This window comes from Porphyromonas sp. C0041D3 (genome assembly GCF_056590575.1).
This window is the reverse complement of the sequence record NZ_JBWPWJ010000009.1, coordinates 23,531-39,346: the sequence shown is the minus strand read 5'-3', so window position 1 is coordinate 39,346 and position 15,816 is coordinate 23,531. Positions and strand designations below refer to the sequence as shown.

At 52.2% G+C, this 15,816-nt stretch carries 9 protein-coding genes; 5 read left to right on the top strand and 4 right to left on the bottom strand.

Annotation, left to right across the window (positions count from 1 at the left end; genetic code table 11):
- The first annotated feature begins 19 nt into the window (after window positions 1–19).
- The 3 genes from AC1EKE_RS07165 to murD are packed head-to-tail and all read left to right on the top strand — an operon-like array spanning window position 20 to window position 4,129.
- Window positions 20–1,492, top strand: a complete 1,473-nt coding sequence (locus AC1EKE_RS07165) for a UDP-N-acetylmuramoyl-L-alanyl-D-glutamate--2,6-diaminopimelate ligase (protein WP_480308849.1) — start codon at window positions 20–22, stop codon at window positions 1,490–1,492.
- A 3-nt stretch (window positions 1,493–1,495) separates the two neighbouring features.
- Window positions 1,496–2,761, top strand: a complete 1,266-nt coding sequence (gene mraY / locus AC1EKE_RS07160; RefSeq protein WP_480308848.1) for a phospho-N-acetylmuramoyl-pentapeptide-transferase — start codon at window positions 1,496–1,498, stop codon at window positions 2,759–2,761.
- Window positions 2,762–2,767: 6 nt separating this feature from the next.
- A complete protein-coding gene (murD, locus tag AC1EKE_RS07155) occupies window positions 2,768–4,129 on the top strand; it encodes a UDP-N-acetylmuramoyl-L-alanine--D-glutamate ligase (protein WP_480308847.1) in 1,362 nt (453 codons plus the stop codon).
- Window positions 4,130–4,397: 268 nt separating this feature from the next.
- On the opposite strand, the gene AC1EKE_RS07150 is transcribed toward murD, so the two are convergent.
- Entirely contained in the window at window positions 4,398–5,357 is a 960-nt protein-coding gene (locus AC1EKE_RS07150) for a metallophosphoesterase (RefSeq protein ID WP_480308846.1), read from the bottom strand.
- A 33-nt stretch (window positions 5,358–5,390) separates the two neighbouring features.
- The gene (locus tag AC1EKE_RS07145; protein ID WP_480308845.1) at window positions 5,391–8,216 is read right to left on the bottom strand and encodes a TonB-dependent receptor; all 2,826 of its coding nucleotides are present in this window, start codon (window positions 8,214–8,216) and stop codon (window positions 5,391–5,393) included.
- 1,206 nt (window positions 8,217–9,422) lie between these two features.
- On the opposite strand from AC1EKE_RS07145, the gene AC1EKE_RS07140 reads away from it, so the two are divergent.
- Window positions 9,423–9,899 (top strand): hypothetical protein, encoded by a 477-nt coding sequence (locus AC1EKE_RS07140; protein WP_480308844.1) that lies wholly within the window; start codon window positions 9,423–9,425, stop codon window positions 9,897–9,899.
- Window positions 9,900–10,632: 733 nt separating this feature from the next.
- Here the strand turns inward: AC1EKE_RS07140 and AC1EKE_RS07135 are convergent.
- Both AC1EKE_RS07135 and AC1EKE_RS07130 read right to left on the bottom strand, forming a co-directional pair.
- Window positions 10,633–11,433: a Fic family protein gene (locus tag AC1EKE_RS07135; protein WP_480308843.1), complete on the bottom strand. Its 801-nt coding sequence runs from the start codon at window positions 11,431–11,433 to the stop codon at window positions 10,633–10,635.
- Between the two features lie 616 nt (window positions 11,434–12,049).
- On the bottom strand, window positions 12,050–13,369 hold the full coding sequence (locus tag AC1EKE_RS07130) for an ATP-binding protein (protein WP_480308842.1): 1,320 nt from the start codon (window positions 13,367–13,369) through the stop codon (window positions 12,050–12,052).
- 580 nt (window positions 13,370–13,949) lie between these two features.
- Here AC1EKE_RS07130 and AC1EKE_RS07125 point away from each other — a divergent pair.
- A complete protein-coding gene (locus tag AC1EKE_RS07125) occupies window positions 13,950–15,785 on the top strand; it encodes an AMP-dependent synthetase/ligase (RefSeq protein ID WP_480308841.1) in 1,836 nt (611 codons plus the stop codon).
- The last annotated feature ends 31 nt before the right edge of the window (window positions 15,786–15,816 follow it).

Below are 15,816 nucleotides of genomic sequence, written 5' to 3'. Positions count from 1 at the left end.
CTTTATCTCACAATAGGTAATGAAACTCAGTAAAATCATGCGGGGCGTCCCCCACGAGCTGATCGCCGGGGAGGACAGCATCGAGATCGGGCAGATCTGCGCCGACTCGCGCTCCGTGGGCAAGGGGGACCTCTTCGTCGCCCTGCGCGGTCTGGTGACCGATGGACACCGATTCATCGATCAGGCACTCGACCGCGGTGCCGCAGCGGTCATCTGTGAGACCGTCCCCGACGAGTATCGCCCCGGGATCGCCTACATACGCGTCGAGCACACCGACGTGATCCTGGGAGATGTGGCGGCCAATCTCTACGACCACCCGTCCGACAAGCTCCGCCTCGTCGGTGTCACCGGGACCAATGGCAAGACCACCATCGCCACACTCCTCTATGAGCTCTTCCGCAAGCTGGGCTACCGCGTGGGGTTGATCTCCACCGTCTGCGTCCGCATCGACGATGAGACGACACCGAGCCACCTCACCACACCCGATGCGCTGACACTCCAGAGGTACCTCCACGAGATGGTGGAGGCAGGCTGCAGCTACGCCTTTATGGAGGTCTCCTCGATAGCGATCCACCAGCACCGCATCGGTGGGACCACCTTTGCCGGCGGGATCTTCACCAACCTTACCCGGGACCACCTCGACTACCACAAGACCTTCGCCAATTACCTCCGGGCAAAGCAGATCTTCTTTGACGAACTGCCGGAGGAGGCCTTTGCCCTCACCAACCTCGATGAGACGAATGGGATGGTGATGGTGCAGAACACCTGCGCCCAAGTCCACACCTACGCACTCAAGCGAAGTGCGGACTATAAGGGACGGCTCCTCGAGGAGCATCTCGACGGAACGGACCTGATCATCGACGGGGAGGAGATCTCGGTGCGACTGGTCGGAGCCTTCAATGCCTACAACCTCCTCGCCGTCTACGGTACAGCGCGACTGCTCGGGGCACCTAAGGAGGAGACCCTCCGCCAGATCAGCACCCTGACAGCGGTGACGGGACGCTTCCAGACCCTCGCCTCCAAGCGGGGATACTACGCGGTGGTCGACTTTGCCCACACGCCCGATGCGCTGGACAATGTCCTCACCACGCTCACCGACCTGCAGCGGGTCCACCACGGACGCGTCATCACCGTCGTCGGGGCTGGAGGACACCGCGACAAGGGCAAGCGACCCATCATGGCCGCCACCGCAGCGAAGTACTCCGACCTGCTGATCCTCACGTCGGATAACCCCCGCGACGAGGATCCGCGGCAGATCCTTGAGGACCTCTGCGAGGGACTCTCGCAGGAGCAGCTCGCCTCCACGCTCCGCCTTGTGGACCGGCGTGAGGCGATCCGCACCGCCTGCACCATGGCACAGCCGGGAGACATCATCCTCATCGCCGGCAAAGGACACGAGACCTACCAAGAGATCAATGGGGTACGGCACCACTTCAGCGACGTGGAGGAGGTGCACCGAGTCTTTGAGGACGAGGAGCGCAGGAGCGAGTAGCCTATGCTGTACTACCTCTTTGACTACTTCGCCTCGCAAAACCTCCGCTGGTCGGCTGTATTCAATTACGTCAGCACCCGCGCCACCTTTGCCGTCATCGTCAGCCTGATCGTCTCCATCGTCATCGGTCGGCAGATCATCACCCTCCTGAGGGAGAAGCAGATCAGCGATGCCGTGCGACCCTACACCATCGAGGGTATGCTCTCCAAGAAGGGCACCCCCACGATGGGCGGGCTGATCATCCTGGCCGCCATCCTGATCCCGACGCTGCTCTTCTGCCGACTCGACAATATCTACATCATCCTGATGATCATCGCCACGCTCTGGCTCGGCGGACTCGGCTTTGCAGACGACTACATCAAGGTATTTAAGAAAAACAAGGAGGGTCTCGCCGGGCGCTACAAGCTCGTCGCTCAGATGGGTCTCGGCGTGCTGGTGGCGCTCGTCTTCCTCACCTCCCCGGCGGTGGTGATCAAGGAGAATGCCCGCCAGGTGCTGGAGGAGGGTAGGGTGGTGACCGAGTTTGCCACCGTAGAGACGCAATCCCTCCAGACCACCATCCCCTTCGTCAAGGGGCACAACCTCGACTACTCCGCCATCGCGCCGTGGCTCGGGATAGGGCAGAATAGTGAGCTCTTCACCATCATCTTCGTCAGCCTGCTCTTCGTCTTCATCGTCATGGCGGTCTCCAATGGCGCCAACCTCACAGACGGGCTTGACGGCCTCTGCACCGGCTCCTCAGCGATCATCGGTGTGGTGCTGGGGATCCTCGCCTACATCTCCTCCCATATCGAGATGGCAGCGTACTTCAACGTCATGTTTATCCCCGGGGCGGAGGAGCTGGTCGTCTTTGCCGCAGCCTTCATAGGCGCGACGGCGGGCTTCCTATGGTTCAATTCGTTCCCTGCACAGATTTTCATGGGCGACACCGGGAGCCTGACGCTGGGTGGCATCATCGCCATCTTTGCCATCGTGATCCGCAAGGAGCTGCTCCTGCCGATCCTCTGCGGCGTCTTCCTCGTGGAGACGCTCTCGGTGATCATCCAGACCACCTACTTCCGATACACCAAGCGACACACCGGCGTGGGGAAGAGGGTCTTCAAGATGACCCCCCTCCACCACCACTATCAGAAGCCCGGTGACGGCAGTATAGACGCCCTCCTGCAGCGGCCCTACCGACCGATCCCGGAGGCGAAGATCACCACCCGCTTCTGGCTCATAGGCATCGTACTGGCGGTGCTGACGATAGCGACACTTAAGTTTAGATAATATAGTATGGAATACACCATTGTCCTGGGAGGGGGCGAAAGTGGCATGTGGGCCGCCCTCCTGGCGAAGCGACTGGGGCACAGGGTCCTCCTCTCTGACAGCAATACCCTCCGCGATGCCACCCGCGACCTGCTGCTCCAGCATGGGATACGGATCGAGGAGCGGGGACACTCCCTCCCCGAGCTCGAGCGTGCCACGAGGGTGATCAAGAGCCCCGGCATCCCCGACAGCGCCGCTGTGGTGCAGCGCTGCATCGAGGCCGGCGTGCCGATCGTCTCAGAGATCGAATTTGCCGCACAGCACGTTGCCCAGGGTAGCATCCTCGTAGGCATCACGGGGTCCAATGGCAAGACCACCACCACCACCCTCACCGCTCACCTCCTGCAGGCGTGTGGCATAGATGCGGTGGCGTGTGGCAATATCGGTCTCTCCCTCGCCCAGTGCCTCGTCCGCGACCCGCACAAGGTCTACGTCATGGAGCTCTCCAGCTTCCAGCTCGACCACATGTACGACACCCACCTGCACGCCGCAGTGCTGATGAATATCACGCCCGACCACCTCGATCGGTACGACCACAAGCTGGAGCTCTACGCCGATGCCAAGGGTAGGGTATTCCAAAACCAGACCGAGGAGGACTACGCCATCACCTTCGCCGATGATCCCGAGACAGCCACCATGCTCGCCCGCAGGGATCCAAGCCCGGCGCACGACCTCTCCTTCTCCCTCACTCGCACCGACACCGCCGCCTACCTCGAGGGCGACACGATCCACATCCGTCTCTCGGGTGGCAAGGAGTGCCTCATCGACTACTCCCGCCTGCAGCTCAAGGGCCCCCACAACGCCTGCAACGTCATGGCCGCCTGCCTCGTGCTCCACGCCCTGGGGCTGGATCCCGACCTCGAGGACGGCACTGTCACCGGGGCGCTGGAGGACTTCACCGGCATAGAGCACCGCATGGAGCTGACGCGCGTCCTCCACGGAGTGAAGTACATCAATGACTCCAAGGCTACCAATATCGATGCCACCCGCCACGCCCTCGAGGCGATGCCTGACGGGCGGACGATCCTCTTCCTCGGCGGTACCGACAAGGGCAACGACTACGAGGAGATCAAGCCACTCGTGGAGGCGAAGTGCAAGGCGCTGATCTACCTCACCACCGACAGCGCCAAGCTGCACACCACCTTTGACCCCCTGCCTATCCCCTCCTTCGATGCGACGGGGATGGAGGAGGCCTTTGTCCTCGTGCAGAGTCTCCACCCGCTGGAGGGCGATGTGGTGCTTCTCTCTCCCGCCTGCGCCTCCTTTGACCTCTTCAAGAACTACGAGCACCGCGGAGAGTGCTTCAAGGAGCAGGTCGCCAAGCTCTGACACCTACCTATAACACACATAGAGCCTATCCGTAGCCGTACGGGTAGGCTCTATGTGTGTACTATACTAATATGGTCAGAACGGACGTACTCCTCTGTACGTGACCAAGCCCTAACTCCGAAGGCAAGGGAGCAGATCGCCACCGTGCAGCAGTCTCGTTGTTTTTTTGCTACTACGGTACAATAAGCGAGATGGAGCAAGACTTCCTTCTAATAGTTACTCGCTTATTGATTAGAGATTCTTCATCCAAGGAGCCAATAAATTACTCTTACCGACACGATGTATGAGGGGCTTTTGAGCGGGTAAAGTGATACAATTCATTCCCATCTTTGTCCAGCAAATACATCGTAAGCCGACCACTCTTAATGGAGATGAATGCAAACCCCGTCACCGGACTACAAAACTGAGTCCCCTCTATCGGCTTCACGTTACGCGAGAGAGCACCCGAGGTCACCACCACATAGTCCACACTGCTATTATCCCGCTTTATGTGCTGATGGTTGTGTATATGACCACTAAGATAGAGGTCGGCATGATACTTATCCAAAAGTGGAGCGACATATTTCTGCATATCCAGTCGCTCGGAGTCCGCTTTACGGGTATCGGCGTAGATTGGGTGATGGCCGGCAACAATCTTATAGTCTGCATTACTACCGGCTAATCCACTCTCAAGCCATGCCAATTGCTCCTCTCTGCTTTGCCCCTTCACACTTTTATACTCAGCATCATTGCGGTATTTATCGATTAGAGGGCAAGTGTCAAGCAAAAAGAGGTCGACAGTCTCTCCCTCATCAGTCCTGAAGCTCAGAGAATAATAGCGTCTATGCAGCTCCCACCGGCGACTAATCTTAGAGTAGTCGATCATGGCTTGCACATTGCCCTTCTGTTCGTGGTTTCCAATAATTGGGTACCATGGGATTTGTAGCTCGGGATGGTCATAGATCAATTCAAAATTGGTCATCCAAAGCGGGTCAGACACGCTCTCCAAACCTATATAGTGGAAGTTATCCCCCAGAGTAAGTACAAACTCGGCATCTCCTTTACCGGCAAGCTCACCCATACTGTGAGCTATTGCTTTTTGATCGTAATACCCATTGCGACCCTGGTCGGTGATAACAAGGAAGTTAAAGCCATCATCGCTAGCCTCAGCCACCTCAGAGAGTGTCCTTTGGGCCGATACGGCTAATGGTAGCAATAATAACCAGAGGGCAATAAGTACTCTATTCATCTTATTTATCATACTATTAATCATCTGAGCTAATTACAAATTCCAGCGAATGCCGGCGTTGAATGTAGGCTTATAAAGCTCCAACTGCATTAACCGATCCTTTTCGCCTTGATAGTAATAGAGAGGGGTATTGAGTAAATTATTGGCATCAAAGAATACTTGCAAATTAGGCTTGATCTTATAATTGGCATTGAAGTCTAAAAAGGCTTGGCTTCCGTAGTAACGATCTTCAAAATCATTTTTGCCCAATTGGTCCACGTAAGAGCTTGTAAAGTTGTATGAGATCCGCGCAGTAAAGTGCTTGTCTTCATACGCCAAAGAAGCATTGACAGTATGGGGTGCAGATCCCGGCAACATCATACCCTTACGCTCTTCACCATCCTCATTGGTGATACCCGAAGCCTTGGAGTGAGTGTAGGTATAATTTAGGTACAGAGACAAGTGCCGCAAAAAAGACGAGGGCAAGAAGTCAAGCTGACGATTGTAGGATACCTCCAGCCCATATATATCTACCGATTCACCATTGTGGTGTGTCTTGAAATCCCACTCCTCACCCTCTGGGATTGGGTTGTGGCGGTCGGGGTAAAGCTGAGCAAAGTCATCGTGAGTAAAGCTACTGGTAGCATAGGTGTAGATGAAGTCATTAAGACGCTTGTAGAAAAGACCTGCGGAGAGTGAAGCAACATTACCAGGGTAATACGAAGCGATTAGGTCCACGTTGTGGGCATAGGTACTCTTGAGGTCTGAGTTGCCAAGCGAAATATTGTGATCGGCATTAGAGATATTCATATAGGGTACCAGCCAATAGTAATTGGGACGTGCTATGGAGGTTGAGTAGGCAGCTCGGAGTACTGTCCTCTTATTGGGCTCGTATTTGAAGGTCAAGTTGGGGAAAAAGTTGGTATAGCTATTGTTGTCCTTAACATTTTCGCCCTTCTGATCCTCAACTAAGGTATGTCCAATGTAGTCAATCGCTGTGTGCTCAATTCGTAACCCTGTGATGATCACAAATCGGTTAGTGACATTCTGATCCCACCTCAGGTATCCGGCGTAAATATTTTCTTTGGCATTATAATTAGCTGTCCAGTATTCACTGAGGATTGCCTCGCTTTCATATTTACTGGGATCATTAAGCTCTAGACTCCCAAGAAATGTTTTGCTTGGAAATACGCCCGGTACATAGCCTTTACCATTGAGAAACTTCGGGTCGTTCCACTCTACCAGATCCATCTCCTTAAACGAGGGGAAGCTGGTTTTAGGCTCATATTCATAGTAGATATTGTCACGATCCTTCTCCTTTAATCGGATCTTGGCTCCCGCACGGATACGCCCCTTCTGCTCCGGAATAACAGAAAAGGGAAAGCGGAAATTGAGCTTGCCACCCCACTCATTTTCATAGGTCATTTGCTCAGACTCGGAGAGCGTTTCTAGGCCAAACTTATCTAAAGACTCATTCTGTGCTGTCACCATAGGATAGCGAGTATCCGAAAGGTCTTGCCCAAAGAGTACTTTCTTCTGTCGCATATTGATATACCGCTCGTGGGGTCGATGCTCGGAAGCTCTAGAAAAAGAGATCCCCCAATTCATCTCAATTTTGCTCCTCAATAAGTGTTCACCGCCCAATGCGATGTCGTAAACACGCTGATCCTCTAACCGACGGTTGCGATTGCGGTCATTGTCTATCCCTCCTTTGGTTTGGCGATCAATCCGACCTGAATAGGTACCATCCTCCTCCAAGCTCATCTTGGACATACGGTATCGGAAGCGATTCTCTCGATCATCACGCCAGTTGTAAAGCGTCTTAAGGTAGATGGAATGAGAGCTATTAAACTTATAATCCATATTAATGGATCCGCTACGGCGAATGCGCTGCACATCGTACTTGCGGATCTGAAAGTCCTTCAAAAAGACATTGCTGTCTTTGGACGTCCATTCCCCCTCAATATTGTCTGACCCATAATCTTTATTTTGGTAGGAGAGCGAAACAACCATACCCAGTTTTTCATCAAAAAAATGATTGCCATAGGTGAGCGAGCCATTAATGGTTGGTCTGTTCCTGATCATATTATAGCCACCACCCATGTTGATGGATAGGTTCTGACTCCTCGGTGCAGTTTTGGTCACTAGATTAACCGACCCTCCGATAGCATCGGCTTCCATATCGGGCAGCAGGGTTTTATTTACCTCTATCATTGAGATCATATCACTGGGTATCAGATCCATCTGCACGTTACGGTTATCTCCCTCAGCACTAGGTATACGCCCACCATTTAGGGTGACGGAGTTGAGGTGAGGTGCTAAGCCTCGCATCACTATGTTGCGGGCTTCTCCCTGATCATTCTGCATAGTGATACCGGGGATCCGCTTCAACGCATCACCCACATTGGAGTCGGGAAATCTACCGATATGGTCAGCAGAGACCATATTGGTGATATTACTATTACTCCTCTCTGTATTTATAGCACGCGCTTGACCTTTCGCCAATTCACCGACAACTACCACCTCTCCGGTAGTAAAGGTAGACTCTTTCAGCTTTACTTTGATGCTACTATTTTTGCCTTCAATTACGGTCACCGTCGAACTATATTCCTCAAAACCAATGTACTTAACGCTCAGAGTATATGTACCAGCGGGTACACCAAGGAACACAAACGAACCGTCGGCCGCAGAAACGGTGTATCTATTATCCCTATCCAATGTCAGGATCGCCCCTGGCAGATACGACCCGGTTTCATCAAGAATAACACCTGATAGGTTTCCTGTGCCTTTGGTCAGCTCTCTTTCCTCTCTACTGCTTATTAAGGATTCGACTGCAGAAACCTTTGGACTGTAAGATAGTAGTGAAAGACCTGTAGCCACGCACCACAGTAGTACCCTTCCTTTCCTAAGAATCATAAAATGTCTATAGTGTATAAAAATTGATAAATTTTCCAATTAACTCGCACGCAATAATAGGACATCTATATTACATTGATCCTTAATCAATATGACGTATCGGTTACACTAAGTAAGACCTTTGCAAAATGGTCTTTCGCCGAAAAAGCGGTGCTTTTTCGGCAGGGACTTTGTAGAATACCTCAGATGCAAGGAACTGAGAGTGAGGGCGAAGGGAGTGTGCTTACGCACATGACCAAGCCCGAATCTCGAAAGTGACGCCGCAGATGGGGTATTATGCAAAGGTCTCTAAGTAGCTGTCGTATCTTGCCTGCCAACATTACTATCCCAAAGCGGGCGTATGGTGGTTAGCAGACTAAAGCTCTCTATCGGGCGAAGGGTGGGGCACATACAGTTGTGTCTATCAGAAGAGGGGGCGACTCATAATAGGCTACCTCAAGGGGCCCGTATCGGGACTGTTACTTTTTATCCTAACAATGTGTGTTGGTAGAGTGTCAGTAGAGAGGGAAAAGGTGTTAGTCGGTGTGGAAAACTTTTCCTCGCACTTTGCTTGCTTTTGTGGTCGAAAAAAGGAACTCAGAAAGCCCTCCGGATAGCCAAACTTTTAGGGCAGAAGTTATGCACCACTTTTCCACAGCCCCACTCACAATTTCACCATTCAGCCAATGTCGCTTGGGTAGCGCGTTTCTCGAAGGGGCTGACTGTTTCACCAACACTTTCCACACTCTTCATCATCTTCCTTAACAGCATTTCATCAAGTCTATTTCTCTAAAGGTATAATAGGATGAAAGGAGCGGGGGGTGACGCATTTGAGCATCAAGGTAATCATATACCAAGTGGGGGGGCATCTGGGAAGCACCCGAAGGGTGCTCGCTTCATAGGCATCGGTCATCCGCGTAGCGGTGACCGATGTACCGAGCCCCGCCCCTACCCCTCGACCCCGATAGGGCGTCGCCGAGCTGACATCCCTTAGTCCGGCACCCAGCATGGGGTAGAGGTGTAAAATAAGGCTTCACCCTCTCCTAACTATCAATGGATAGTTCTAATTAGGTTATTATAGATACATTTGTTCTGTAATTGAACTCTACCTTAGAGGAAAGAGTTCCGGTAAAATTATTCGAGTAGGGGTAAATTAGAACTCGGATTGTACAATCATAATTATATTAGAATATGAAAAGATTACTATTCTTCTGCCTGTTGTTATTGTCTTTCAGTTGTTCCGCTTATACTCAGCAGAGCCAAAAGATGATATACAACAATGTCTTTGTTAGCAAGCTTGACTCTATCCAGATTGGAAATAGCCCGGCGCAGGTCAAGCTTTTATTGGGCAACCCATACAAGAGGACATTCGCACAGTATAAAGATGGAAAAATTGTGGAGCAATTGTCCTACAAGACAAGTACTGATCACCCATACTTAGAATGGTCTGAAATAATATATAAGTTTTCATTTTTGGATTCTAAGCTTATTGCTGTTGAGGACAACGAGTATCGAAAAGGTAGCAATGCCCAAATAATTGTAAACGAAGGAGGTATATCCCAATTTATGACGCAGATGCTTCCCATCATTCAGCTTGATGATAATACCGAGCAATCATCTTCGTGTCGCTGTAAGGACTGCACAACATCTCCTTCTACAAAACCATAGATATAGTCAACATCCCGATAAGTGGCAGAGTATTCATCACAATGAGTTACTCTGCCATTTTATCTTAGTATACAGTGCTGATCACAAATGAAGAATTGTAGAGGTAGAAAAATCCACCATCTGCATGGATGATTGTTGCACCCCTTATTATCCTAACATTGGGTGTTGGTAGAGTGTTAGTAGATGGGAAAAAGGTGTTAGTCGGTGTGGAAAACTTTTCCTCGCACTTTGCTTGCCTTTGTGGGCGAAAAAAGGAACTCAGAAAGCCCTCCGAATAGCCAAACTTTTAGAGCAGAAGTTATGCACCACTTTTCCACAGCCCCACTCACAATTTCACCATTCAGCCAATGTCTCTTGGGTAGGGCGTTCCTCGGAGGGGCTAACTGTTTCACCAACACTTTCCACACCCTTCACCATCTTCCTTTACAGCATTACATCAAGTCTATCTCTCTAAAAGGTATAATAGGATGAAAGGAGCGGGAGCGGCATGACAAAGCAAAGACATAGGGCTGCTCACTCCGTAGGCATCGGTCGATCCACGAAGTGCCTAAGACCGATCTGTACAATACACTGCTAATATCCCTCTATATCACTCCGATACGTGGTATCTCCTCCTTATCGGAGCTTATAGGTTGTTGATCACCTTGCCTTGTATAAGTTGGGCAATCTCAACGTCCCCCGATACAGCTCCTACTTCACACGCCAAAAGGTTTTGCGTTGCCCTATGGCTCTCTTACCGCCACCGGAACTTAGGAGACGCTACCTCATTAATCCTCTGTATCTGCATATCCAGGGCGAAGTCAATGTACGGATTGTAGTCCTCCGTTTCATAGAAGTGAGCTATGGCGCTGCGGTATCGGAGTATGTCTGCCTGCCTATTAGATCGCACCGGGATGATATGAGCGCTCATCAGTACGATGCTCTCCACAAGCCGTGAGGTCCTCTTATTGCCGTCCGAGAATGGTTGCAGGCGAGCTATGTTGCAGTGCAGAAAGATGGAGCGAGCAAAGGGGTCATCGTACTTCTCTTGCTCTATTAGTATATCTGTGAGCTTCTGCTTGATCAATATAGGGTCTGATGGAGGGATATAGTCAGAGCCGGTTATTCTGACCTCGTGTGATCTTAAGGTGCCCCTTTGGGAGAGGGGCAAGAGGTCGTTTGTCAGCATTGCGTGTAGCTCCATTACAGTACAAGGATTTAGCCTTAGCTCTCCGCCCTTTTTGATACGCTCTACACAGTCGATAAAAGTGTTGTATAAGTTCTTGAGCATAGTGGCCTCTGTGTAGGTCTTTAGCGAGGTTATACCGTCCTTAAGGAGGCACTCGGTCTCTACGTAGGTGTAGGTATTGCTCTCGATCTTAGCGGAGTAGTAGGCCCAGTAGATACCCAGATCCACTATCTCGTAGCTCTCCAGAGTAGAGAAGTCAGCAAATGGATTACTGCTAATGAAGCGAGCTTTCTCTCGCTGATCGTGGCTCAAAGTCAAGTGCTGCATATATAGATCCCTGCCATAACGTCGGTTGATGCCGATCATCACAGAGCAAACTTACTGATATAATGCGTCTCCCCTTTGTGGCTTGACCGGTCTGCCCGCTCCTTTCCTCTTATTATATACCTTAAGAGATAGACTTGATGTAATGCTGTAAAGGAAGAGGAGGAAGGGTGTGGAAAGTGTTGGTGAAACAGTCCAGCCTCCCGAGGAACGCCCTGCGCCAGCGACTTTGGCAGGTTGCACAGAGTGTGAGTCGGGCTGTGGAAAAGTGGTGGATAACTTTCGGGGAAAAAGTTTGGCTATCCGGAATGCTTTCTGAGTTCCTTTTTTCGGCCACAAAAGCAAGCAAAAGAGGAGAAAAAGTTTTCCACACGCACTAACACCTTTTTCCCCTCTACTGACACTCTACCAACACGGAGTGTTAGGGTAAATGAGAGACGATGAAAAATCTACCCTCCCTCAGAGATTTCTCTAATACCGATATTAGTGAACTCTAATATCGGTATTAGAATCGTCTAATATCGGTATTAGGTATGTGGCTGACTCTAAGGGACCATTTATACCCCTTTGCGAGCGCTTATTTGTGTATTGTATTGTATTTCAGCTTACGGGCATAGGAGAAGTGGAGTCCCGATAGGGGCTGTAGCTAGCTATACCTCTATAGACCCAGGAGCTTAGGGAACCACTCGGCGAGAGGAGAGGGGCAGCTCAGCAGTCCGTCATTGTACTGAAGGTTGCGGAGAGAGAAACGGATGCGCTTCTCGGGGCTGTACTTGCTCGTGTATATACCAAGGCTCCTCCCGCTGATTGCGCTCTCAGCCTTGACCTCTATGGGTATGATCCGCTCGCCCCACTGGATGACAAACTCCACCTCTGCTTTATTTTCGGATGTCCAATAATTGGGCTGACGATTATCGAGCAGGGGCATAAGTGATTGTAGGATCGCATTCTCTGCCAGACTTCCCTTAAACTCCGTGAAATTTGCACTCGGGCTCATCACGGTGGAGGGTGGGAGATTGGCAAGACGGCGCAGCAGGCCGCAATCGCACGCATAGACCTTAAAGGCTCTCAAGTCCTCATACGCAGATAGGGGCAGCCCGGGCTTGGAGATATTGAATATCCGGTAGATCATACCTGCATCCTCGAGCCAGAGCAGTGCATCCTCGTAGTCCTTGGATCTGGCTCCACTTCGGATCACTCTGTAGATGAATTTCTTATTCTCCTTGGTCAATTGAGAGGGTAGCGAGTGCCATACGGATCGGATGCGAGGGATGTCGCGTGGCTCTGCGTACTTAGAGAAGTCCAGCTCATAGAGATCCAGTATGTCCTGTAGGACTTGCTCCACACGCTCCATACCCTCTCCATCAAGGAGTGCCGTGGCTGCCTCAGGCATACCTCCACATACTAAGTAACGGCGATACTCTGTGGTGAGTTTATTGAGGATCACCTCGGGGAGATGCTCCGGCTCCTTCATCTTCTCTACATAGGAAAAGGTCTTGGGGTCTGCCGTGCGGAGATACTCCCTGAAGGTAATCGGGTACATATGCAGCAGGCTTACCTTGCCTACCGGTACGGTCATACTCTTGCGCTTCACGGCGACACCCAGTAAGCTCCCTGCTGCCAGGATGTGGTACTCTGGTGCATCCTCGTAGAAGTACTTGAGGCTGTTGAGGGCTTCCTCGCACTCTTGTATCTCATCAAATATGAGGAGTGTCTTCCCCGCCTCGAGAGGTACGTCTGCAAAGATGGCAAGCTCCTTCAGGATCCGCTCCGGCCTCTTGGAGGTGCTGAAGATGGACTTGAGCTCAGGCTGTCGGTCGAAGTCAAACTTGGCGTAGTAGTCAAAGTGATCGGCTCCAAAGGACTCCATCACCCAGGTCTTGCCGATCTGCCGAGCACCCTCGAGTAGAATGGGCTTCCGGTGGGGGGAGTCTTTCCACCGGATAAGGTAGTCACTTATGTCTCTCTTAATGGCCATAATACACTTTTAAGTGCGGAAAAGTGTGCAAAATCGCACTTTTCGGCAGTTGATAGTGCAATTATAGCGATTGTTAGGCATATTGCCTAATAGGCTTGGATGGGGTAGGAAGAGGTGGTGCACTTGACATATTACGAGGGCGATCGCACATCAGTCACCGCTACACGGATGACCTGTGCCTATGGAGCGAGCACCCGCAAGGGGTGCTTCATTCCCGACTTTTCACAGGGGTAACTACTTCTATACCACTCTAATGGAGACTGTTGCACGAAGGCGATCTGCTGCGTTGCTTTCGGAATTCGGTCTCGGTCACGTACGTGAGTACGCTCCCTTCGACCTCTTCCTCAGCGCCTTGCATCTCATCCTTCGTGCAAAGTCTCAGCACATTTGAAACAAATGTGCGAGAATGGCACTTCGTGCAACATTCTCTAATGAGATACCTTTATGGGGGCTTGGGAGAAGGGAAAGGGTGAAAAATATTCTCACTATAGGACTTTTGTGTATCTTTGTCTCCGTAAGGGGCTTTGCGTAAGGAGAGACACCTTTGCAGGAACGAAACTTCAGCTATCTGATAAGAGTTATGAGCCATACACCTGAGATATATCCGCTGTGCCAGCTGCCGGATGCAAATGTAGAGCGCTACGGGGCTGCAGCCCCCTGCCTGCTCCTGCGCGATAATGCCTCCAGGACGTGGCATGAGATGAGTCAGCAGGCCTTTGCCGACCTGACGCACCGGATGGCTGCGGCACTCCTCCGCTTCGGGATCCGTCCTCAGGAGGGGGTGGCGATCTTGTCGGAGAATAAGGGGGAATTCCTCGCCCTCGACCTTGCCGTGCAGCAGATACGCGCCTTCAGCATCCCCATCTATGCCAGCTCCGCCGCCGGAGAGATCCGCCATATCGTGACGGAGGCGGAGATCAGGCTGATCTTTGTGGGCGACGACAGGCAGCACAGTATGGTGAGCGAGGTGGTGAAGGATCTGGACTGCACGGTGGTCTGCATAGAGCCGAGTGAGAGGAGACCCTTTGACGGCACCAGGCTCGCTGACTTCACGCAGATGGAGGAGGGCGAGTATGAGCGGTACCGGGCGGAGATCAAGGAGCGGATGGCAGACTACAGCCCGGACGACATTGCTTTTATCCTCTACACGAGTGGCACCACCGGCACATCTAAGGGAGTCCCGCTCACGCAGCGCAATATCATCACGGCCATCACGGCTCACTTGGTGATCGAGGGCATGAAGCCGGGCAGGGTGTCACTGATGTTTCTGCCACTGGCGCATATATTTGAGAAAATGTTTAGCCTCCTCTGCCTGCAGTGCGGGGTGACCATAGCGGTGAATGAGAATGCTCGCTCACTCTTCCACTCCCTCAAGGAGGTGCACCCGCACTTTATGTGCAGCGTGCCGCGCCTCTGGGAGAAGCTGCATCAGGGGCTGATGAAGTATGTGCGTGAGGCGCCTAAGTCGCTCCAGAGCGTAGCTCGTCGGTCGATGAGCGTGGCGACTGCCTATCAGGAGAAGTATATCTCCACGGGGCGGAGGGCGCCCCTCCTGAGGAGGCTGCAGTATAAGTTTTACGACAACATCTTCTTCCACACGATCAAGAAGAGGCTCGGCATCGACCGGGGGCTGGTCTTCCCAACCTCCGGTGCGGCGCTCAATGAGCACGTCTACCGATCGCTCCTCTCGATGGGCATCCCGATCATGTACGGGTATGGCCTGACGGAGACGACGGCATCGGTATCCTTCAGCCGGCAGGGCGACTTCGTGATCAGCTCCGTGGGGCGTGTCATCGACCCAGTGGAGGTGAGGATAGATGAGTCGGAGGGGGGCGAGATACTGGTGCGGGGTGATACCGTCACGCCCGGCTACTACAAGCGCCCGGAGGAGAATGCGAAGGCCTTTACGGCCGATGGATTTTTCCGCACAGGAGACCTCGGTAGGATCGATGAGAAGCGCAACCTCTTCTACATCGAGCGGAAGAAGGATCTCTACAAAACCAGCAACGGGAAGTACATCGCCCCCAACTTCCTCGAGGGGCAGATCCTGCAGGACGAGCTCTTTAGCCAGGTGGTCACCATCGGCGATAAGCGCAATTACGTCACCGCTCTCGTGGTGCCGGACTATAAGGTGCTGAGCGAGCTGATGGGCGAGGGAGCGCCGACCGATCCGAAGGAGCTGGCAGAGAGCGAGGAGGCGCAGAGGATAGTCAAGGAGCATATCAATGAGACGCTCCGTGAGCAGGCCGACTATGAGCAGGTACGGCGGTTTGTGCTGCTGACAGAGCCCTTCTCGATAGAGAATGGTCTCCTCACCTCGACGATGAAGATCCGCCGAGCGCGCATCATCGAGCGCTACACGCCCGAGATCGACTCGATGTACGGCTACTCGGTCGACGAAAAGCCCGAGCTCTGACCCACACCATACGCCAAAAAAAGAGGCGTCC

Coding starts and splice junctions, on each gene's coding strand:
- AC1EKE_RS07165 (WP_480308849.1), top strand. CDS start 20: ATGAAACTCAGTAAAATCATGCGGGGCGTCCCCCACGAGCTGATCGCC.
- mraY (WP_480308848.1), top strand. CDS start 1,496: ATGCTGTACTACCTCTTTGACTACTTCGCCTCGCAAAACCTCCGCTGG.
- murD (WP_480308847.1), top strand. CDS start 2,768: ATGGAATACACCATTGTCCTGGGAGGGGGCGAAAGTGGCATGTGGGCC.
- AC1EKE_RS07150 (WP_480308846.1), bottom strand. CDS start 5,357: ATGAATAGAGTACTTATTGCCCTCTGGTTATTATTGCTACCATTAGCC.
- AC1EKE_RS07140 (WP_480308844.1), top strand. CDS start 9,423: ATGAAAAGATTACTATTCTTCTGCCTGTTGTTATTGTCTTTCAGTTGT.
- AC1EKE_RS07135 (WP_480308843.1), bottom strand. CDS start 11,433: ATGATCGGCATCAACCGACGTTATGGCAGGGATCTATATATGCAGCAC.
- AC1EKE_RS07130 (WP_480308842.1), bottom strand. CDS start 13,369: ATGGCCATTAAGAGAGACATAAGTGACTACCTTATCCGGTGGAAAGAC.
- AC1EKE_RS07125 (WP_480308841.1), top strand. CDS start 13,950: ATGAGCCATACACCTGAGATATATCCGCTGTGCCAGCTGCCGGATGCA.